At 31.4% G+C, this 21,018-nt stretch carries 22 protein-coding genes; 17 read left to right on the top strand and 5 right to left on the bottom strand.

Translation table 11 applies throughout. The features are described 5' to 3' along the window. Nucleotides 1-28 precede the first annotated feature (28 nt). Both DL91_RS12730 and DL91_RS03800 read left to right on the top strand, forming a co-directional pair. Nucleotides 29-2,950 carry a PAS domain S-box protein gene (locus DL91_RS12730; protein WP_052374109.1) on the top strand — a complete coding sequence of 974 codons (2,922 nt, stop codon included), beginning with the start codon at nt 29-31 and terminating at the stop codon, nt 2,948-2,950. Between the two features lie 149 nt (nt 2,951-3,099). Next, nucleotides 3,100-3,495: a DUF5518 domain-containing protein gene (locus DL91_RS03800; protein ID WP_048190314.1), complete on the top strand. Its 396-nt coding sequence runs from the start codon at nt 3,100-3,102 to the stop codon at nt 3,493-3,495. Between the two features lie 20 nt (nt 3,496-3,515). Here the strand turns inward: DL91_RS03800 and DL91_RS03795 are convergent, their stop codons facing one another. Both DL91_RS03795 and DL91_RS03790 read right to left on the bottom strand, forming a co-directional pair. Then, nucleotides 3,516-4,331 carry an ion channel gene (locus tag DL91_RS03795; protein WP_048190313.1) on the bottom strand — a complete coding sequence of 272 codons (816 nt, stop codon included), beginning with the start codon at nt 4,329-4,331 and terminating at the stop codon, nt 3,516-3,518. 56 nt (nt 4,332-4,387) lie between these two features. Then, nucleotides 4,388-5,806: an MFS transporter gene (locus DL91_RS03790; protein WP_048190312.1), complete on the bottom strand. Its 1,419-nt coding sequence runs from the start codon at nt 5,804-5,806 to the stop codon at nt 4,388-4,390. A gap of 416 nt (nt 5,807-6,222) precedes the next feature. On the opposite strand from DL91_RS03790, the gene DL91_RS03785 reads away from it, so the two are divergent. Then, entirely contained in the window at nt 6,223-6,585 is a 363-nt protein-coding gene (locus DL91_RS03785; RefSeq protein WP_048190311.1) for a VOC family protein, read from the top strand. Nucleotides 6,586-6,719: 134 nt separating this feature from the next. On the opposite strand, the gene DL91_RS03780 is transcribed toward DL91_RS03785, so the two are convergent. Then, nucleotides 6,720-7,433: a trans-aconitate 2-methyltransferase gene (locus DL91_RS03780; protein WP_048190310.1), complete on the bottom strand. Its 714-nt coding sequence runs from the start codon at nt 7,431-7,433 to the stop codon at nt 6,720-6,722. Nucleotides 7,434-7,511: 78 nt separating this feature from the next. Here DL91_RS03780 and DL91_RS03775 point away from each other — a divergent pair, with 78 nt between their 5' ends. The 6 genes from DL91_RS03775 (at nt 7,512) to DL91_RS03750 (ending at nt 12,858) form a co-directional block, all read left to right on the top strand. Then, nucleotides 7,512-9,185, top strand: coding sequence for an AarF/ABC1/UbiB kinase family protein (locus tag DL91_RS03775; protein WP_048190309.1), 1,674 nt, complete (start codon nt 7,512-7,514; stop codon nt 9,183-9,185). 119 nt (nt 9,186-9,304) lie between these two features. Further along, nucleotides 9,305-9,745, top strand: a complete 441-nt coding sequence (locus tag DL91_RS03770; RefSeq protein ID WP_048190308.1) for an Hsp20/alpha crystallin family protein — start codon at nt 9,305-9,307, stop codon at nt 9,743-9,745. A gap of 732 nt (nt 9,746-10,477) precedes the next feature. Further along, complete coding sequence (locus DL91_RS03765) at nt 10,478-11,011, top strand: hypothetical protein (RefSeq protein WP_048190307.1); 534 nt, start codon at nt 10,478-10,480, stop codon at nt 11,009-11,011. Between the two features lie 205 nt (nt 11,012-11,216). After that, on the top strand, nt 11,217-11,456 hold the full coding sequence (locus DL91_RS03760) for a hypothetical protein (protein WP_048190306.1): 240 nt from the start codon (nt 11,217-11,219) through the stop codon (nt 11,454-11,456). 186 nt (nt 11,457-11,642) lie between these two features. Next, on the top strand, nt 11,643-11,954 hold the full coding sequence (locus DL91_RS03755; protein WP_048190305.1) for a hypothetical protein: 312 nt from the start codon (nt 11,643-11,645) through the stop codon (nt 11,952-11,954). 538 nt (nt 11,955-12,492) lie between these two features. Further along, a complete protein-coding gene (locus DL91_RS03750) occupies nt 12,493-12,858 on the top strand; it encodes a response regulator (protein WP_048190304.1) in 366 nt (121 codons plus the stop codon). 203 nt (nt 12,859-13,061) lie between these two features. Here the strand turns inward: DL91_RS03750 and DL91_RS03745 are convergent, their stop codons facing one another. Next, nucleotides 13,062-13,280, bottom strand: coding sequence for a hypothetical protein (locus DL91_RS03745; protein ID WP_231551378.1), 219 nt, complete (start codon nt 13,278-13,280; stop codon nt 13,062-13,064). Nucleotides 13,281-13,478: 198 nt separating this feature from the next. Next, nucleotides 13,479-13,892 carry a hypothetical protein gene (locus tag DL91_RS03740; RefSeq protein WP_048190302.1) on the bottom strand — a complete coding sequence of 138 codons (414 nt, stop codon included), beginning with the start codon at nt 13,890-13,892 and terminating at the stop codon, nt 13,479-13,481. A gap of 411 nt (nt 13,893-14,303) precedes the next feature. Here DL91_RS03740 and DL91_RS12725 point away from each other — a divergent pair, with 411 nt between their 5' ends. The 8 genes from DL91_RS12725 (at nt 14,304) to DL91_RS03710 (ending at nt 20,912) form a co-directional block, all read left to right on the top strand. Next, nucleotides 14,304-14,954 (top strand): TetR/AcrR family transcriptional regulator, encoded by a 651-nt coding sequence (locus tag DL91_RS12725; RefSeq protein WP_081882590.1) that lies wholly within the window; start codon nt 14,304-14,306, stop codon nt 14,952-14,954. Next, complete coding sequence (locus tag DL91_RS03730) at nt 14,951-16,129, top strand: flavodoxin family protein (protein WP_052374102.1); 1,179 nt, start codon at nt 14,951-14,953, stop codon at nt 16,127-16,129. Before DL91_RS12725 ends, DL91_RS03730 begins: the two co-directional genes overlap by 4 nt. Beyond that, a complete protein-coding gene (locus DL91_RS12720; RefSeq protein WP_052374100.1) occupies nt 16,092-16,316 on the top strand; it encodes a hypothetical protein in 225 nt (74 codons plus the stop codon). The genes DL91_RS03730 and DL91_RS12720 overlap by 38 nt, the downstream gene beginning before the upstream one ends. Nucleotides 16,317-16,396: 80 nt before the next feature. Beyond that, nucleotides 16,397-16,768: a hypothetical protein gene (locus DL91_RS13405; RefSeq protein WP_156095944.1), complete on the top strand. Its 372-nt coding sequence runs from the start codon at nt 16,397-16,399 to the stop codon at nt 16,766-16,768. Nucleotides 16,769-16,781: 13 nt separating this feature from the next. Then, on the top strand, nt 16,782-17,147 hold the full coding sequence (locus DL91_RS13400; protein WP_156095942.1) for a class I SAM-dependent methyltransferase: 366 nt from the start codon (nt 16,782-16,784) through the stop codon (nt 17,145-17,147). A 225-nt stretch (nt 17,148-17,372) separates the two neighbouring features. After that, nucleotides 17,373-18,071, top strand: a complete 699-nt coding sequence (locus DL91_RS03720) for a DUF4013 domain-containing protein (RefSeq protein ID WP_048190301.1) — start codon at nt 17,373-17,375, stop codon at nt 18,069-18,071. 508 nt (nt 18,072-18,579) lie between these two features. After that, nucleotides 18,580-19,041 carry a universal stress protein gene (locus tag DL91_RS03715; protein ID WP_048190300.1) on the top strand — a complete coding sequence of 154 codons (462 nt, stop codon included), beginning with the start codon at nt 18,580-18,582 and terminating at the stop codon, nt 19,039-19,041. 110 nt (nt 19,042-19,151) lie between these two features. Beyond that, nucleotides 19,152-20,912 carry an MFS transporter gene (locus DL91_RS03710; RefSeq protein ID WP_255343917.1) on the top strand — a complete coding sequence of 587 codons (1,761 nt, stop codon included), beginning with the start codon at nt 19,152-19,154 and terminating at the stop codon, nt 20,910-20,912. Nucleotides 20,913-21,018 lie beyond the last annotated feature (106 nt).

The raw sequence follows: 21,018 nt of genomic DNA, 5'->3' as shown, positions 1-21,018 counted from the left end.
TTACATACAATGTAACTGGTTGATAATGATGGCAGATATTAAAATTCTCCTAATAGAAGATGACAAAATTGAGGCATTGGATATTAAACATATACTGGAATCATTAGATTACGAAGTTTCTATCATTAAATCACATGAAGAAGTAATAGATGAATTCTTCAACATTATACCCAATCTTATTTTGTTGGACACTGTCCAGAATGGAGATAATACTGCAAATAAACTTGCTTCTACGATTAAAAAATTGAATATACCCATTATTTATTTAAATGCTCCTTTTGAAGAATCTAAAACACAAAATATAAAAAATAAAAAACCTCATGGATATGTAAATAACCCGCACGATCCAATTGAACTAAAATGTGCTATTGAACTAACAATTTACAAAAATCAAGTGGAAAACGAATTAAAAGAGAGTGAGGGTAGGTTCAGGAGTCTAGTTGAAAATGTGGAAGATGTTTTTGTTCGTTATGACTTGAATCTCCGCTATCAATATGTGAGCCCCAATATTGAAGAATTTACAGGTATCAAATCAGAAGATTTTATTGGAAAAACACATTTAGAAGCAGGATTTCCACAGGATAAGGCAAAATTTTTTGATAAAAATCTTCTCAATGCCATACATACCAAAAAATCCTTTGATGTCAACTTTTCTATTCCCGGACCTAATGGGCTGATTTATGCTGAAGCTCGCGTATATCCAGAATTTAATCATAATGGTAATGTTGAATCTATTGTAACTGTAACTAGGGATATAACCGAGCATAAAAAAGTTGGAGATGGAATTAGATCTTCAGAATTTAAATATCGTAAGTTGTACGAAAGCATGATGGATGCATTTGCAAGTGTAGATATTGAAGGGAATATTATAGAATTCAACGAAATTTTTAGGCAAATGCTAGGATATGATTCAGATAAACTGCTTAAAATGACCTATAAAGATATAACACCAACAAAATGGCATGATTATGAGGCAGAAATTCTGAAGAATCAAGTATTCATTAGAGGGTTCTCAGATATTTATGAAAAGGAATATCGTAGAAAAGACGGTACCATCTTCCCAGTTGAATTAAGAACATATCTAATTCAAGATGAAAAAGGACAACTAACTGGTCAATGGGCAATAATAAGAGATATTAGTAAGCGTAAAAAAGCAGAAGAACTATTATTGGACAGTGAAAATAAATTCAGAGAAGTATTTGAAAATGCCAACGACATGATTACATTAAATGAATTCAATGAAAATATTTTACCTGGAAAGTTTATTGAAGTGAATCAAGTTGGAATTGAAAGATTGGGATACAGTAGGGATGAATTTTTAAATATGACCCCTAAAGACATTGTTGCTCCTGATAATCATTCAGAAATGATTATTAATGCTACAAAATTTCAAAAATATGGTGATGCTCAATTTGAAATTACCCATTTAACTAAGGAAGGAAAAAGAATAGATGTGGAAGTCAACAACCATCTATTCAAAATGAAAGGTAAAACAGTTGCACTGGCAATTTCCAGAGACATCAGCGAAAGGAAAAAAGTTGAAGAAAACCTTATACAAAGTGAGAAACGATACAGAACACTTTACTCTTCAATGAATGAAGGAGTAGCAATTCACAGAGTTATTTATGATAAGTATGATACACCTGTTGACTATGAAATAGTTGATGTTAATAAGTCATATGAAGAAATTCTAAGAATTAAAAGAGAAGATGTTTTGGGAAAAAAAGCATCTGAAGTGTATGGTGTGGGAAAAGCTCCTTATCTAGAAATTTACTTTGAAATGGCGAAAACTGGTAAATCAAACCATTTTGAAACCTACTTTGAACCTATGGATAAACATTTTAGCATATCAGTATTTTCACCAGGAAAAGGAACCTTTGTCACAATATTTGAGGATATAAGTGGTCGTAAAAAAATAGAAGATGCATTGCGTGAGAGTGAAGAGATATACAGGACTCTGTTTGAATCAGAACCTAATTATACTATTCTCATAAGTTTAGATGGTATTATTTTAGATATTAATACAGCAGCTCTCAATATTATTGGCATATCAAAGGATGAAATTGTAGGGAAAAACTTTGAACAAGTAACTATTTTTCCTAAAGAAGAGATGGAAATTAATCGTGAAATGTTTTCAAAATTACTAAAACAAGAATCTATATCTGAGCATTATGAATCTAAAATATTTGATAAAAATGGTAATATCCGTAGACTCGAGACAGTATTAACTACTATTTTTAAAGGTGATAAACCATCTCATTTCTTAGTTATTTCCATTGATATCACTGAGCGCAAACTATCCGAAGATAAGATCAAATTTTCACTCAAAGAAAAGGATATACTACTTAAAGAAATTCATCACCGTGTAAAAAATAACATGCAGATAATTTCAAGTTTGCTTAACTTACAAACTAATTATATAGACGATGAAATTGCTTTGGATGTTTTAAGGGAGAGCCAAAACCGGGTTAAAACCATGGGAATGATACATGAAAAACTGTACCAATCCAATGATTTTATTAATATTAAGTTTGATGATTACATCTTAAGATTGGTTACAGATTTATTTTATTCATATAACATACAAGAAGATCATATTAAACCAGTAATAGAAGTGGACGATGTTAGACTAAATATTGAAACTGGAGTACCATGCGGCCTTATAATAAGTGAATTAGTATCTAACAGCCTAAAATATGCATTTCCAAAAGGAAAAACTGGCAAATTAAAGGTATCACTTAAAAAATGTTCCAAGAAATACGAGTTAAAAGTCATTGACAATGGAATAGGATTTCCTGAAGACTTAGATTTTAAAAATACAGATTCTCTAGGTCTTCAGCTTGTTAATAATCTGGTTGACCAAATAGACGGTGAAATCACACTTGATACTATTAAAGGAACAAAATTTAAAATTATTTTTAAAGAGTTGGTGTATAAAAAAAGATTTTAGTACGTTTTTATCTCGAACCAATATTTACCTTAACAGGTTTTGCACTCCAAAATAAGCATCACTTGAAACAACTTAATAGTAAAACTATACTTAAATTCAAAGGACCTTAATATATTTTTATTTTTTAAATAAAATATTCTGGTGTTGAAATGAACTTAAACTGGATGGTAATGGGCATTGTATTTGTGGTTACATTAATCATTGTAATGCTTACTGGAACATACCTACCGAATGGTGTTAGTTTTTTTGGACCAATAGCTGGCGGGTTAATTGCAGGTTATTTGGTTGGTGGGAATTATACCGATGGCATTGTTAATGGAGGAATTCCTGTAGGTTTAGCCGGACTCGTATATTCTACTGGAATTTTGGCTATTAATGGAAACACCACAACTTTGAATACTCAAATTTACAATGTATCACATGTAGAACTCTTGATTAGCGCGATATTTGCAGGTTTTCTATTTTATTTTGTAATGGGAGTAATTGGTGGACTTATAGGTTTTGCAATTAAGGAAAGAAAAATTATTTGGGAAATATTGAGTTGATCAAAATTTCGGGTGAGTATTTATTTTTTGTTTTCATCAATTTTTTTCTCGATTTCATCCATTCTCTCCAGGATCTTGTCGAGTTTTTCTTCGTAGTTGTCGAATCTTGTTTTGAATCCCTCGGTATTCTTTCCAACTTTTTCAATGGCCTTTCTGCTTTCCTTTCTAAAGAGATCTATGAATGAATATGCAAGTGTGGCTGTAACAAGACTCACATATGACATTCCAGTTAATATTACTATAACCCCAATTATGTGGCCTATTGCTGTTACTGGAACTATGTCCCCATAGCCTGTGGTGGTCATGGAAACAATTGAATACCATATTGCAGAGTCATAACTTGTGACAGTAGGGTTCACTCCTTTTTCAACTAAGTAAAATATGTAGGAGCCCAGTATCAAGATTAAAAAGAGTATAACTGTTGCATAGTCCAATTTTGTTTTTTGGGGATATCTTCGAACTCCCCTTGATGTTGTTTGAAGGACTTTTATCAGTGCAAAAATCCTTATTATCCCTATCAGTCCAATGATTATGTTAATGTCAAATAACTGTAACAAATTGAAGCTTATGAAATACAATGGAATTCCTGCTATGATGAATGCCCAGTTATTTCTAAGGAAGTTTCCCTTTCCCTGATCCCCTTTGATTATCCTGAAAAACACCAGATCAAAGATGATTAAAATTCCAATTGCAACATCCCAGATACCAAAAGTGTATACAGAAGTACTTGTTATGCCTGCTACAAATCCTATGGATATCAGGATCAGAAATAAAAGTTCCAGCAGTATTAAAATTGATAATATAGCTTCAAATATTATTTTATAGTGTCTATCCATTTTTATTTCACCCTATGAAACCAATCAATAAATTTCATATTTATATGTTTTATCTCTTATTTTGTAACTATTTTATTGTCTTTCTTAACTAGAAGTATCAATATTAATGAAATAACTATAATCCCTGCCCCTACAAGGTATGCAACATGGAAACCGTTTACAATCTGGTCAGGAGGTATGTTGATTTTGTTGATTACTCCCCCAGCATAGAGATAGATTCCAACCACAGCTGCAGTTTGAAGTATGGCCACTCCAAATGCATTGGCTGTCATTCTTGCTGTTGTTACAATACCAGAAGTTACCCCACGCATTTCCTTGGGGCTTTCTCCCATTATGAATTTCATGTTGGGTGGGTTGTAAAGTGCAACAGATGCTCCCAGTATGAAAAGTGTAACTGCTATGTAGGGAAGGCTTGTTGAAACATTCAGTGTTGATAGTAATAAAAGGGATATAACTCCTATTAGGGCACCTAATGCAGATATTCTATTTGGTTGTATCCTGTCAGATAATTTTCCAGCTATAGGTCCTATTATAAGAACTGCAAGGGGTAATATTGCCAAGATTATACCAACCTGACTTACTTGGAATCCTTTAACCAATTCTAAATAGAATGGGAATAAAACAAGCACTCCTGCATTGGGCATGTTGAAAAAGAAATTACTGGCTGTGGGTAGGCTTATATTCCGATTTCGAAGAAGGTTGAGGTTGAGTAAGGGGCTTATATATTTAGATTCTCTCCATATGAACAGTATCCAGCATATCACAGATGCTACAATACTTCCAAGGATCAATACCGATGTCCAGCCCAGTGCAAGTCCACGGTTAAGAGCAAATATTAGAGCTGCCTGTGCAATGAATAATAAAATCACACCCAAATAATCGAATGGATCTTTTATATCTGGATTCTTCAATTCCTCAAGCACTCCCATACCCAGAATTATCCCAATTATCCCTACAGGTACGTTTATAAAGAATATCCAGTGAAAATTAATATATTCCGTTATGAAACCACCAATTACCGGTCCAAATGCAAATCCAAGCGAGGCGAATGTTGCAACATATCCCATGTAAAGACCTCGGTTGTTAGATGGAAGATAATTGGCAACCATTGCTGCGGTTAATGCACTGAACATGGCGGCACCTGTGGCCTGGATAAACCTGAAGAATATTAGTTCGTTAAAATTGGTTGAAAGTCCGCTTAAAAATGATCCTATCACGAATATTAAAAATCCTGTTAAAAATATTTTCTTAAATCCCACTCTTTCAGCCAGGCTTCCAAAGGCTATTAGAAAACTGGCAAGTGCCAGAACATAGATCAGCACAACCCATGTAACAAGACTGATATCAACATTGAAATATGTTGCCATGGTTGGAAGTGAGACATTCACTATTGAAATATCAAAAAAGCCCATGAAAGAGGCAAGACAGATAATTAATATGGTTAATCTTCGATTATTTCGAAATTTTTCAAACAATTACTTATCCTCCGATTCATATATCTTGGTGTAATTTTTATTTGTGTATGACATTTATTTGGTGGGAATCTCTTCTTTGAGAGTTATATTTAGCATTAAATATTTAAATAAATTATTATTATGAATTAACTATCTTTAGAATTATTTATCAAATAACTAAACATTAAATTTCAATTCTTATCATATTACACAGGAATTTTATATAATTCCAGTTTGTAAATCCCTTTAAATTTGATATATGGAAGTTTTTAGATGAATTTGGAATATTATATTAAATATTATATGGTTGGTTTTATGGGTAAAAATTTTAATTTTAAAAATCAGATTATAAGAATAATGGTAATGAATGCATTAACCAGTGACTGGTTGATAAAAATTTTTGGATTAGTATTTTCTAAAACCATAGGGGGGGTATTGTGTTGTCAAAGGTTGTACATTTTGAGATACCTGTAGATGATCCTGCAAGGGCTATTGAATTCTATGAAGATGTTTTTGGCTGGAAAATAGAAAGATGGGGTGATTTGGATTACTGGCTTGTAACAACTGGTGAAGATGATGAGCCTGGTATTAATGGTGCAATCCTTCCAAGGGATATGTATCCAAAAGTCAGAAATGCCATAAGTGTGGATTCATACGATGAAGCAGTTGGGAATATTGAATCATCAGGCGGTAAAATGTTAACAGATAAGATGAATGTACCGGGTATTGGAGACACAGCTGCATTTAAAGATTCTGAGGGAAATGTCTTTCTGATTATAGCACCCGAGAAAAAAGATTAGAAAAAACAATCAATTGAAGCTATGAAAAAAATTTTGAATTATGACTATATCTCTTTTTTTTGATAAACTTGGAATATCGATTCAAAGGGAAATAATGACACAAATATGTAGAATCATTTTCCAATTTCTTTTTTTTATTCAGATTTTTTACAGTAGAAGATTTCCCTTCCAAACTGGTCTTTAAAAGTTTTAGATTCAAATCCAGCATCTTTAATTAGTTCTACCCACTTATCTCGCCCAAACAGGCCTAATATATGTCTTTCATGTTCTGTTTTTATTTTTCCGTTTGCATCTCTGAGTATGTATACATAGTCTGCTGTGTACTGTGTATCTGATTCATCAGGATCCCACTGCCATAACAGGTATCTCACTGCTTTTTCAGGTCCATCACTTCCACCATGTTCTGTGAGACTGTTAAATGTTTCTTTCATAAAGTCAGGACAGATTAATGCAGCTCCACCATGATTTAGATGTACATATGCAGTTTCCAATGCAAGTTTGAGATCTATTTCATTGTTCATGTACATGATTGCATCGTGTATAAAAATGGAATCATATTTCTTATCCAATTGTATTGTACGCATATCACCTAAAATATGACTGCATTCCGGGTTTAATTCCCTGCTTAAGTTGAGCATATTTTCTGACATATCTACTAATGTTAGATCATACCATTTCTTTAGATAAAATGCATTGTGTCCACTGCCACATCCCAATTCCAGCATGGTTTCTGGTTTTAAATTTCTATCAAATATTTTATGGAAAAATTCTGCTTCTTCCCTGTATTCCTCCAGCGGAGTTAACAGCCTGTACCAGTCGTTTGAAAGTTCTTTGTAAAGTTTGTTCATAAAGTCATCTTCGAATGTAAAAAGGGATTATTTAAAGTTTAATAAATTTTATATGATTTAACTCCAATATATAATATAATGAACTTCAGGCGGTTCGATAATAAAAGACCTGATTTTGAAAGACTTGAAGAAATTTTTGCTGTTTTAGCCAAGTATGAATTTATTGATATTGTAAAAAAAACTGGCCTTAAAAATACCTTCGGTCGGATTTTTCGTTCCAGAAAAAATTTTGTAGAAGAGTTAGATGCTTCGGCTCCAGAAAGGATTCTTCTTGTTTTTGAAGAATTGGGAACAACATTCATTAAATTTGGACAGATATTAAGCATGCGTCCTGATATTGTTGGTGTTGACATAGCCAATGAGCTTGCTAAATTACAGGATAAAGTGCCACCAGACTCTTTTAAATCCATTAAAAAGGAAATTGAAAACGAATTAGAAAGACCTCTAGACGAAATATTTCAAAAATTCTACGAGGTTCCCATTGCTTCTGCATCCATTGCTCAGGTACATATGGCCATATTACATGACGGCACCAAGGTTGCAGTTAAAGTTCAAAGACCCAACATCATAGACCACGTAAAAAAAGATCTGATAATAATGCGGTATCTTGGAGGTTTACTCGAGAGAAGAATCTCCAATCTAAGATATTACAATATCAGCGGTGTTATTGATGAATTTGAAAGGGCTCTTATCAAGGAGTTAGACTTTGAACTTGAAGCCCGTAACATGGAAAAATTCGGTTCCTTCTTTGAAAATAACAGCCATATATGTGTTCCTAAAAACTACAAAGATTACTCCACCATTAAGGTTCTTACTATGGAGTATATCAAAGGAGTTAAGATCACTGAAATTGAGGGATCGGATGTTAAGGCCGATGGCCCAACACTTGCCAAATTAGGAGCTGAATGTTATTTCAAACAGATCTTTAAGTATGGATTCTTCCATGGAGACCCACATCCAGGAAATTTACTTGTTAAAGATGGGAATGTTCTGTGTTTCATTGATTTTGGAATTATGGGCCATTTAGATATGGATTTTATTAGTACCATTATGGAATTGTTTGTTTATATTTTTGACAACGATGTTAACGGGATAATTAATCAGCTGCTCTATATGGAAATTATTGATGATACAGTTGACATTCAGAGTTTGAAGTATGATTTAATCGATCTTTTAGACGAATTTTATGGTGCTGAAATTCAGAATATAGGTGGATTTATCAATGAATTTTCCGCTCCAGATCTAATAGAAAAATATAAGATCCAGCTTCCAAAGGACTTTATATTGCTGGGTAAGGTTTTAAACCAGTTGGATGATATTGGTCTCGGTCTGGATCCTAATTTCAACTTGGTAGATGTTGCAAAACCTTTAATTAAAAAGTTATTGGCAAAGCGTTTGAATCCATTGAATATTTTAAATTATAAAACACAGTACCTTTTTGAATTGCAGCATATCAGTAAAGATCTGCCTAGAACAATTAGCCAAACACTTCTTAAGGCTAAAAAGGGTGAAATTGGAATTGAAATGAGGCTTGAAAGCCTGGATAAATTTTCAATAAAACTCGATAAAATGGTTGACAGGATATCAATAGCACTGATTATTTCGTCTTTGATTGTTGGTTCATCGTTAGTTCTCCAGTCTGGAAGGGGTATTCCCATCTCGGCTCTTGGTTTTTCAACAATTGGATCTATAATCTTTATAATCGCCACCATACTAGCTGTGATTCTCGTTGTTAATATCTTAAGAAGATAATAAAAGTAATTACACATTCTACTTCGTTTGCATTCTTTTTGAATATGGGAAATTATTATAAATTTGTAGTTACATAATTAATATTATCTTAAAAATAGAATGATATGGGGTGTAATAAAATGAAAAAAAGAGATCATGTTTTGGAAATGAAAGATTTTATTCAGAAGATGATGGATGATACTGCTGCAACCTTGGAAGGTATGAGAAGTGAAGTTGAAACCAAGATTGTCGACTATACATTTGTACCTGGCAGGGATATTATAGAGACATATGATGAAATTATAGTAAATATTGCACTGCCTGGTATTAAGAAAGAAGATATTGCCCTGGATCTATCAGGAAAATATCTTAAAATTGAAGCAAAATTCGACACTGAACAGAATATACAGGGATCTTATGTTACCTTAACAGATAAAAGGACTGGTGTAGTAAAGAGAAATATAAAATTACCTAAAAAGGTTATTCCAAAGGAATCATCTGCTAAATTTGAAAATGGTGTTCTAAAAGTCGAGGTATCTAAATTAGAAAAGGAAGAAAGACACAGAGTCCATATTGAATAAAAATTATTCCTCCTTTTTTAATAACAACAATTTTCTTTATTCAGTGTTATTAAATTTGATCATTACTTCGCTATTTTGATTAAAAATAAACATTTATATCTAATTTTATATTTATTTACAATTTTATTCATCCCCATAAAAATTAAGGTAATATCAACTTGTTATTTTATAATTAAAGAGAATATTAAACAATTTGTGCATGATTTGGGTGTGATTTGGGAAAATCCACTTAAGTAACAATTGAGTATGTAGATAGTGTTGTGTGTTTTTAAAACCACAACAACCCCCAATATTAAAACCCCGATTTTGTTTCCCCAGGTAAAATCACCTCCTATTTATTTAGTTTTTTGCCTGGGGATAACATTAATCAAGGATAATAATAAATTCTATTTTAGGTGTTTCTCATGCAACAAAATAATTATTACATTTCAAAAAAAACTGAATTGTTAAAAAATTTCAAGGAATTTGCCAAGAGAACTAAGATTTTTTTAACTGCTAAATATGGCATCTTATGTTAAATTTCTTTTATTACTGATAATTCTCCCCTATTTTTCCAGATTTTGGATATTTATGGTTATTTTGGTTAATAGGAGGATATTTTTCTTTTTTATTACTTCTTGGTTGTAATACATAACTTAATATACTTGGTTGAACAGAGATGAATTAGAGTGTAATAGGGTGAATGTGCACTTGTATCAAAATTTGTATTAACTTGTATAGGAGGGAGAAGTCATGAAAAATGGTATGGTTTTAATAATAGTTTTTATTTCACTTATAATTTTATTAGTTGGTTCAGCATCTGCTGCAACTAATGTTAATTCAATTTCTACTCAAAAATTAGTTAAAAATACTGATATTAATGTTTTATCTTCTACACCCGTAACCCACTCTGTAAGCAATGTTAAAAGTACAGTCAAAAAATCTGTTTCAACAACAGCTAAATATCGTCTTATAAATTCTGGAGCCAATAAAGTATATTGGAAAGAACGCGGTGGTATATTCTCATATTCTTGGAAAACATATCAATCAACTTCGGGCAGGGTTATTGTTAAACTTCATTACATGACAAAAACCAATTCATGGAACGGAATATATTCAATTACCAAAGTATCTAAAAACAGACTAAAAATTGTTAACACAAGCCCAGAAGTCAAATTCTATTCAGGACATCCATCAGAAACATCTTATGTAAGTACGAATTTAACACCAGCAAAATACTACTGGAGGATTGCTCTAGGATTAATAAATAATGGAGGATATTTCTAATATCCACCATTTATTCCCTTTTTATTTTAATAGGACTAGAATTGAGGTTATAATATAAATTTTTTATTTAGAATTTTTTATATATTCTAATAATTAGTAATGTATACTAGTGTACCTTTTTTTACAGTCGTTCTTATCAAATGCTCTCTCAGAATAGACCTAATATTTTTATAAAATATAGTGGGTTTGGGAGCTGAAATAATTTATGCAAACAGATGAAGATATACTCGATTACTGGTTTGAAAAAAGAAACCTAAGCACATCAACAAGAGATATCTACAGCCGAGCTCTGCAACAATACACCGAATTTCTAGGAAAAACAATCAAAGAATTATATGATGAAGCAGACAAGGAAGAAGAAACTGCAGTAAAATTAAACAAACGTAAATATTCTTTATATATCACTAAATTTAAAAAAACACTTAACAGAAACAGACAAATCTGAACATACAATTAGAATATATCTAAATGCAGTAAAATCATTTTACCGGGCCATTTTCACAATAATTTCATGAATGTATTTATGGGTGTGATTTAGTATTCCATTTATATAGCTATATAACAATAGTTATTTTTATTTGTATTAAATAGTTGAAAAAGTATTTTTTTAATTTAAATGGAGTTTTTTATAATGAGATCAAGTATTTATGGTTTACATGATGACATTTCTCAAGCCTTTAAAAGAATTGATAGTTTTCTTGAAGATAATTTCGCTGAGTTAAAAGATGATAATCTAATTTTAAATGAAAATAACATTAAAACAATTAAAATTTTATTAAGTGATTTATACTCTTTAGAAGGGTTAATCCCTAACGAATTAAAACAACGAGAACATTTAATGTATAAATTATCATCAATTTTAACAATGCATTATACATTCAAAACAGAAGAAAATGGTTTAAAGATTAAGTTTTTTTTAACTCCTAAAGTGGAAAATCATTAAAAAAAATTTATCCTGGTTTTCCATTTTTTTGTGTTTCGTAGTAGTTTCTGAATAGGTTTATTTTATTCATTATTATTTCAACGGATTTATCAAGTTCTTTAGGCATGATTTTAAAGGGATTATAATAGTAATTCATATTTTATTTCAAGTTTAGTGGAGTAATCGTTATTTGTATAATTTGAATTTGTCTAATTGTTCTTTTAGATAGAGATAAATCTTTGTTAACAATGTTATTTTCGAATTTAAGAAAAATATGTGTAGATGTTTAGTTCTCGTTTGTTTTAATATCGACAATTTTTATCATTGCATAATCTCCCTTGTTGTAAATTGAACTTTAGAAATGGATATATTTATCGAAAATAAGAAAAATCAGAGTTTTAATTAAAAAAATAGTACTGTTCGTTTGATATAAAACAAAAATATTATTTTTTAGGTAAAGATATTTGGAACATTAAAAATAGATAGAGATATGTAAAAATTTCATAACGCAAATGTATTGATTATTTAATGGGGGTCTTTTAAAACGGAAAATTCAAAGATCTTAATAGTTGAAGATGAAATCATAGTAGCCACAGATTTAAAACAACAATTAGAACAGATGGGCTATAAAGTAGTTGGGATAGTAAACAAAGGAAAATACGCCATAAAAAAATGTAAAGAAACAAATCCCGACTTAATACTAATGGACATAATACTAAAAGGAGATATAGACGGAATAGAAACAGTTAAACAAATACAAAGCTTCCAAAATATTCCCATAATATATTTAACAGCCTATAGTGATCAAAAGTTATTCGAACGGGCAAAAGAAACCAATCCAGTTAATTATTTAATCAAACCATATGACGATATAGAATTAAACTCTGCAATAAGAAAGGCAATTAAAACTCCCAAAGTTTCTTAAATAAATAAAAAGTAGGAAATTTTAGAATGCGTAACCTAAACTAACAACTCCAAAAGTGCAGAAGTACTATTACTTGTTAAAATTTTGGCGTTAATATCAAGAATACTAATAGTTAAAGTACCAGTACTATTATCAGACTTTTGAAAACTCAACCCCACACTTCCAGGATTTTGACTTAACTGAAATGATTGTGGACCTTTACCCTATACAGATCTACTGCCCCCACTATCAGCAATACTACCAGTAAATGATCCAGCATAATTCACCTGAACAATATTATTTTTAGAAGAAGACCCACTACCAGCTTGATTAGAATTAACAGGCTGACTTTGAGATGAAGAATTAGACGTTGATGTATTATTAGAACTACTAGTACAGCCCGAAGCAAAAACAACTAAAACCACAATTCCTATAATCCCCAATATACTCAAATTAAATTTTATTATATAATTTTTAATTATCAAATTACTCACATAACAACCTTATATGTCAACTACTACTGTATTTTATAATGTAGTGTATGTATGAGCTAAAAAAGATGCTTGAAATTATTTAAATCGGTATTTAATTGATCTGAGCTTAATAGAACTGTTTTATCATGTTATTTTTAGGAGTGATAATTATTCTATTGTTAACATACTGGTGCTTGTGCTTCCAGAATAAGTTTGATCCTCCTGGAACTTTGCATTAATTGGATATGTTCCACTACTTTGATATATATAATAATATAATAAGGCATATCCACTTGTGCTTGTTACTGTAATGTATATATTCGAATCATCATCAATATTAAATGCTATAATTTTATTAGACAGTGGTTTGCCATGGTTATCTGTGAGATATGCTTTAATAAAAGCATAATGATGAGTTGATCCATGAATATTGTTAACTGTTAGATCTGTGGGTATACCATTAGTTCCGGTTGGTACTGTGCTATATCCTGCTTGCAAGATGTTGTTATTACCCATTGATAATGCCAGAATTATTCCAACAAGGAATACTAAAATAAAAATTTTATTGTTTATTATTTTCATTTAATCACTTCTCCCATGTTTTTGTTTGTCTACCAAATTCAAGTCATGCTTCTTTAATGAATTTGTTCCATTTCCACTCTTCTTATCACCACCAATTTAATTAATAAATTTTGTATATTTATTATTACTTTCTGATTATATTATGAATTTGGGATTAATAAAGTTTGTCACTAAGAAATTTTTTTAATAATTTCGTATTTGTTCCCAAAGTAGTTTCTTTGGATTTGTTTATCATTAGATCACTAATTTTCATGACATCCCTGATTATTTCAAGGCCATTAAACATTAGAATAATATTTTTGTATTTTTCAGAAACCTTTATAAGTGAAAAGTTACCAATGGTAACATGTTACTAAGGGTAACTTAAATTACCATGAGTAACCTATTATAAAATTTAAGGAGGGGGTCTAAATTTCAATTTCACCAAGAAGAAAACGGGACAGAGAAAGAAAGACAAATGAAATAGTTGATGCTGCTGAAAATGAGTTCTTTTCAAATGGATATGAAAAAACTACAATGGAATCTATAGCAGATAAACTCGAATTAACCAAACCTGCTTTGTATAGATATTTTAAAAATAAAAATGACCTTTATTATGCTGTTGTGCTTCGTGGTACAATTATATTAGCAAATATGATGGATAATTATGTTGAATCACAAGATACAGGCATAAAAAAAATTTATGCAACAGGTTTAGCATACTGTAAGTTCTACAGAGAATATCCAGACTACACAAAGGTTTTGCTGGAAGCAAAAGCCGATTTTAGTCCTGTTAAAGATAGTATTAACCTTGAAAAACTGATTGAATACAGCACAAAACATTTAACAATAATGTGCAATGCAATTGAGACAGGAAAGAAAGATGGAACAATAAGGGCAGATATTGATACGTTCATGACCGCTTTATACCTGATAGAATCAACAACCGCCATACTGCAATTATCAGAGAACACTGAATTTGTAATTAAGTCCAGGGGAATAAACAAAGAAGAATTTTTACGCCACTCCTTTAAATTAATGGGCAATTCAATAGAAAATAATGAAAAGGAGAATAATATATGAAAATAGTTGTATTAAATGGAAGTCCTAAGGGGAATGTTAGCGTAACAATGCAGTATGTTAAGTATATACAGGAAACGTTTACAGAACATGAATTGAAAATAATAAACATATCTGAAAGAATAAAAAAAATTGAAAGGAACGAAGCATATTTTAAAGAAATTATAAGTGAAATAGACAGTGCCGATGGAATTTTATGGGCATTTCCACTCTACGTTTTCTTAGTTGCAGCCCAATACAAAAGATTTATAGAAATGATAACAGAAAAGCAAGTACAATATGCTTTTAAAAATAAGTATACTAATGTATTAACAACTTCAATACATTTCTATGACCATACAGCACATAATTACATGAATGCTATATGTGATGACCTTGATATGAAATATCTTGGATATTACTCTGCAGATATGGAAGACTTGTTCAAAGAAAGTGAAAGAAAAAATTTAACAACCTTTGCAAGAAACTTCTTTGAAGATATCAAATCTGGCGTGGTTACATCTAAAAATTATTTACCAATATCTAAAAAAGAATTCCAATACAAACCCAGTTTAAGACCCGAAAAAATAGATAATTATAACAAAAAGGTTGTTGTGATTTCAGATTCAATTAAAGATGATTCTAATTTAAATTCAATGGTTAAAACCTTTAAAAACTCATTAGATAATGTCGCGTACTTCAATTTAAATGATATCGATATTAAAGGCAGTTGTCTAGGATGTTTACAGTGTGGTTATAACAATGTATGTGTATATGAGGGTAAAGATGATTTTATTGACTTTTACAATAAATTAAAGGATTTTGATGCTATTATCTTTGCTGGTTCCATTGAAGATCGTTACTTATCAAGTAAGTGGAAAGAGTTCTTTGACAGGGGATTTTTCAACACTCATATCCCAATTTTTAAAGATAAACAGTTGGGATTCATTATTTCAGGACCATTGAATCAAAATTCAAATCTGCGCGAGATTATGGATGGTTACAGCCAGTGGCAGGAAGCCAATCTTGTGGACTTTGTAACAGACGAATCTGAGGATTCAAATAACATTGACATGGCATTACAAAACCTTGCAAGGCAAGTTATTAGGTCTGCTAGTTCCAATTATGTTAAACCTTCGACTTTCCTTGGTGTGGGTGCGAATGAAAATATTCAGGGATGCTATCTATGGAAGGCTTAGATTTCCATTCCAGGCTGATCACAAGTACTACAGTGAAAATGGATTGTATGATTTTCCCCAAAAAGATATGAAAATAAGAGTCCAAAACATGATACTTATTCTAATATCCAAAATACCCAGTATACGGAAGGATATCTATCAAAAGAAACTTAAACAAGAAATGATTCGGGCATTTGAAAATATATAAAAATAATGCTTTCCTAAAATAATTAAATGAAATATTAAATTTAATGTTATTTTATGAAATGGGATAAGGAGATATTAAATATGGAACAACCAGACTATGGTAATTGGGTGCCTTTAAAATATATTTACATTACAGGATTTATCAGGGTTATTTTATTATTATCCTCATTTTTATTCCTTTTATCCATAATTGGGGCGATTTTCTTCTTTATTTGTACAGTGTACTTAATTTATGCAAGGAATAAATTCTCTCCAAATGGGGGGAATTTACAGTCTAAGATATATGAACTAGTTTTAGATTGTTTAAACTGGGATGGTAACGGTAAATTAATTGATATAGGATGTGGAAATGCTCCGCTTAGTATTAAAGCTGTAAAGAAATATACTAAAGCCCATGTTACAGGTATTGATTATTGGGGTGGAATGTGGGAGTATTCACTAAAAAGTATGTGAAAAAAATGCTAAAATTGAGGGTGTCCAGGACAGAATAACTTTCCAAAAAGCCACAGCATCTGATTTGCCCTTTGAAAATAATTATTTTGATGCTGCAGTCAGTAATCTTGTTTTTCATGAAGTACAAGACACTAAGGATAAGAGAGATGTTATTAAAGAAGCTTTAAGAGTGGTAAAAAAAGGTGGCACATTCGCATTTCAAGATCTTTTCCATGAGAAGAGAATATATGGTGATATTGAGGATCTATTGGAGACAATCAGAAACTGGGGAGTTGAAAGTGTTGAGTTTTCAAGTACCAAAGATTCTAAATTCATTCCTAAAGCTTTGAAATTACCATTTATGGTAGGTACCATTGGAATTATCTATGGTAAAAAATAATCATATCTCAGAATTAATTTTTTTTTAAAAATAACTATATACTCAATTAGGATCTTTTTTATGGTTCTGGTTCTTCTAAACCATTGTAACAACCAATTATATGGAACAAATATAATTTCTTATTTGATTAAAATGTCTAATTTTGCTTTTTAGATAGGAATAGGACATAAGTATAAATATTTAAATACTGAACAATTATTTGTTGTTAATAGGAGGTTATGAAGTATGAATTTTAAAGATGTATTCATAGATTCACTTAGTTATCCATTTACCGATTTAAAAAGATTTATAGTATTATTACTTCTATTTTTGGGATCATTTTTACTTATTCCCGCTTTGATTGGCTATGGATATTTATTAAAAATTATAGATCATACTATGAAAGGCAAGAGCGGCCTACCAGATTATGATAAAGCTGGTGATTTAATAGTGCCCGGTATAAAATATTATGTGATCAATTTAATTTATGGAATTCCATCCCTAATTATTGCTTTTTTACTCTTAAACAGATTAGATCTAACCGCTCTTTCAACAACTCTCACATTAACAAATCCAATAAATATGATCCTACTTATGATAGTTGGATTTTTGGTTAGTATTGTTTTTATCATAGGATTAGCGAATATGGTCTATGAAAAACGTTTTATGGCTGCATTTGATTTTAAAAAAATATTTCAATTAATAAATAAAATTGGATGGAAGAAATACTTAGCATATATATTAGTATACTCTTTAATTGTAAACATAATCAGCCTTTTCACGTTAACGCTGTTAGTGCCAACCATTAATCCGGGATCGTTAGGAAATATCTTTTATTACCTAATTTTTACTGCTATCAACATTATATTAAGTTCTTATAGCCGTATCTTTGGAAGTAGATTTAAAGGGTTAATTTATCCTTTAGAAATTAAAGAATGTGAATAAACAAAAATTTAACCTTTTCAATTTTTTTTTAAACCATTTAATTATTCTTTTTCTTTTTTAGATCCCTTAGCCTTATTAAAATACCAAAGTTATAAAAGATAAAAATACCGAATTAATGTAAGGAGTATTCTTTGCTTATTAAAATTTGAAATATTAATCTTTTTTAGAATTAATAATTTTAATTTATATTAAGTAGCGTTTTGATTGTGTTGCATCACCACCAAGTCTGATGTCATTGGGTTTTGGTGCTGGTTGTTCCTTCATATTTGTTGAAAAGTATGATATTATTGCGATCTAAACTGGTCTTGGTCGTTTTAACAGAGGAAATTCCAGTTTAATCTATACAATAATTAACTAAGTTTCGGTAGTGGCAATCTTTCCTAGATCATGTTGTTTTAAAATAAAACTACTGGGATATATTTTTACAATTTAGATATTCCCCTCCAAACATCTTGATATATTAAATTTTTTATGTTCAAAAACAAATAATATTAGTGGAGCAAGATATATGTACAAAAAAATTTTATTACCCACAGATGGTTCATTAAATGCAGAAAAGGCAGGTAAACATGCTTTATGGTTAGCAAATACCAGTAACGCCGAAATTGTAGTTTTATATGTTTATGAACTTTACAGTCCAAGAATTGGTGTTTTACCTTTATCAATAGTACCTGGTTCAAACGAAACATTATACGAACCCTTGAAGGAAGAAGGAAAAAAATATGCCTATGAGTTTAAAGAAAAATTAGAAGCACTTGAAGCTGAGGAAGGTTATAAAACCATTAAAATAACCGCTGTTATTGAAGAGGGAAGACCTTACAATGCAATACTCAATATGATAGAATCTGAAAACTTTGATCTTGTTGTAATGGGTGCTTCAGGTAAACATGGTCTAGATAGATATACTCTGGGAAGTGTAACTGAAAGGGTTGTTAGGGAAACTAAGAAACCTGTTTTAGTGATTCCATGACTTTAAGATCTTAATAGTTTATTATAATTATAATTAATAATCTTTAATTAAATTTAATTCTTATATATTGTTCTTTGGTTTAAAATAAGTTTATATGTAGGTGTGAGACTTTGAATGGAAATAATAATGGTACAAGTAATGATTCAGTTGGTAAAGGTGGGCGGGGAATAGATTACAAATGGATAGCCCTTTCTAATGTGATTATAGCATCGTTGATGGGAATGATAAATATGAGTATTGTTCTCATTTCGCTTCCTGCTATTTTCAATGGAATTCATATCGATCCTTTAACATCTTTTCAGTACCTTCTTTGGATATTGATGGGATACGGTCTGGTTACAGCTACGCTACTCCTTAGTTTTGGTAGGTTGTCAGATATTTATGGACGAGTTAAGCTATTTAAATTGGGTTTTCTAATATTTACTGTAGGATCTATACTTCTCTATCTTACTCCTTCTACTGGAGATGCTGGTGCACTGGAAATTATCATATTTAGGATTGTGCAGGCTGTTGGAAGTGCTTTATTTATGGCCAACAGTTCGGCAATACTCACCGATGCATTTCCTTCCACTGAAAGGGGTAAAGCTCTTGGGATAAACATGGTTGCATTGATGTCAGGTCAATTTATAGGGCTGATCCTGGGAGGAATACTTGCAATATTCGATTGGAGATTTGTATTCCTTGTGAGTGTGCCATTTGGTATTCTTGGTACTGTTTGGTCCTCATGGAAGCTTAAAGAAACATCTATTAAGGCTCCGAAAACCAAACTTGATATTTGGGGTAATGCAGTATTTGTGTTAGGAATTACATTGCTGCTTGTTGGAGTTACCTACGGTTTAATGCCCTATGGAAATGATCCCATGGGCTGGGCTAATCCATGGGTAATTGCATCCATGGTTGCAGGTCTTGTGTTTCTGGTTATATTTCCTTTCATTGAAAGACGTGTTCCATCTCCAATGTTCCGTTTGGATCTCTTTAAGATCAAGATGTTCACCTATGCCAATGCAGCTGCACTTTTAAATGCCCTAGGAAGAGGCGGTATGATGTTCATGCTTATACTTCTATTGCAGGGTATTTGGCTGCCATTAAATGGGTACAGTTATGCTTCAACACCTTTCTGGGCTGGAATTTACATGCTTCCACTCACTGCAGGTGTGATAATTATGGGCCCAATTTCAGGTTGGCTCTCTGATAAATATGGTCCAAGATGGATTGCAACTATTGGAATGATTATAACCACCCTTTCATTCCTTGTGCTTGCAGATCTTCCTTACAACTTCCAGTATGTGTATTTTGGATTGGCACTCTTTATGATGGGTGTTGGTAATGGTATGTTTGGATCTCCCAACAGTGCTTCTATTATGAACTCTGTACCTGCCCAAGATAGAGGTGTTGCCTCTGGAATGATGACAACTGTTATGAACACCGCTTTTACAGCCAGTATGGCCATGTTCTTCACCATACTCATAGTTGGAATTACCCAACGGTTCCCTGAGGCAATGACAGCTTCTCTGGTTTCAATTGGAGCTGTTAAACTTGCACCAGTCCTGAGTAATATACCACCTACAGGTGCTCTGTTTTCAGCTTTCCTTGGTTACAACCCAGTTGAAAGCATATTGGCAAATCTTCCACCATCAGTTGTGGCTTCAATACCAGCTGCAACTAAGACCACTATTACAGGAACAACGTGGTTCCCATCGACCTTTGCAACTGCATTTATGCCGGCACTTAAACTGTCATTTTATATTGGTGCGGCTTTCTGTGCTGTGGCAGCTTTGTTATCATGGCTTCGTGGAGGAACCTATATTCATGGAATGGAAGATCCTGAAGAAGTTGAAGAATTCAAGGATTCAAAAAAGGTTGGTAAGTAAAATAATAGATGCATTAAAAATAGAAAAATTAGTTAATAAATTAATTTTTTTTTATTTCTTTTTTTTAGTTATCGAGAAGTAATTATTGTATATTGAATTTTTTAGA

The sequence above is a fragment of the Methanobacterium sp. SMA-27 genome (assembly GCF_000744455.1).
GTDB lineage: Archaea > Methanobacteriota > Methanobacteria > Methanobacteriales > Methanobacteriaceae > Methanobacterium_B.
Note: the sequence above shows the minus strand (reverse complement) of the source record. Positions and strands in the feature narration are given on the sequence as shown.

Bases quoted from the DNA above. Each gene is read 5' to 3' on its own strand.
- DL91_RS12730 (WP_052374109.1), top strand. From the start codon at position 29: ATGGCAGATATTAAAATTCTCCTAATAGAAGATGACAAAATTGAGGCA.
- DL91_RS03800 (WP_048190314.1), top strand. From the start codon at position 3,100: ATGAACTTAAACTGGATGGTAATGGGCATTGTATTTGTGGTTACATTA.
- DL91_RS03795 (WP_048190313.1), bottom strand. From the start codon at position 4,331: ATGGATAGACACTATAAAATAATATTTGAAGCTATATTATCAATTTTA.
- DL91_RS03780 (WP_048190310.1), bottom strand. From the start codon at position 7,433: ATGAACAAACTTTACAAAGAACTTTCAAACGACTGGTACAGGCTGTTA.
- DL91_RS03775 (WP_048190309.1), top strand. From the start codon at position 7,512: ATGAACTTCAGGCGGTTCGATAATAAAAGACCTGATTTTGAAAGACTT.
- DL91_RS03770 (WP_048190308.1), top strand. From the start codon at position 9,305: ATGAAAAAAAGAGATCATGTTTTGGAAATGAAAGATTTTATTCAGAAG.
- DL91_RS03765 (WP_048190307.1), top strand. From the start codon at position 10,478: ATGAAAAATGGTATGGTTTTAATAATAGTTTTTATTTCACTTATAATT.
- DL91_RS03760 (WP_048190306.1), top strand. From the start codon at position 11,217: ATGCAAACAGATGAAGATATACTCGATTACTGGTTTGAAAAAAGAAAC.
- DL91_RS03755 (WP_048190305.1), top strand. From the start codon at position 11,643: ATGAGATCAAGTATTTATGGTTTACATGATGACATTTCTCAAGCCTTT.
- DL91_RS03740 (WP_048190302.1), bottom strand. From the start codon at position 13,892: ATGAAAATAATAAACAATAAAATTTTTATTTTAGTATTCCTTGTTGGA.
- DL91_RS03730 (WP_052374102.1), top strand. From the start codon at position 14,951: ATGAAAATAGTTGTATTAAATGGAAGTCCTAAGGGGAATGTTAGCGTA.
- DL91_RS12720 (WP_052374100.1), top strand. From the start codon at position 16,092: ATGAAAATATTCAGGGATGCTATCTATGGAAGGCTTAGATTTCCATTC.
- DL91_RS13405 (WP_156095944.1), top strand. From the start codon at position 16,397: ATGGAACAACCAGACTATGGTAATTGGGTGCCTTTAAAATATATTTAC.
- DL91_RS03720 (WP_048190301.1), top strand. From the start codon at position 17,373: ATGAATTTTAAAGATGTATTCATAGATTCACTTAGTTATCCATTTACC.
- DL91_RS03715 (WP_048190300.1), top strand. From the start codon at position 18,580: ATGTACAAAAAAATTTTATTACCCACAGATGGTTCATTAAATGCAGAA.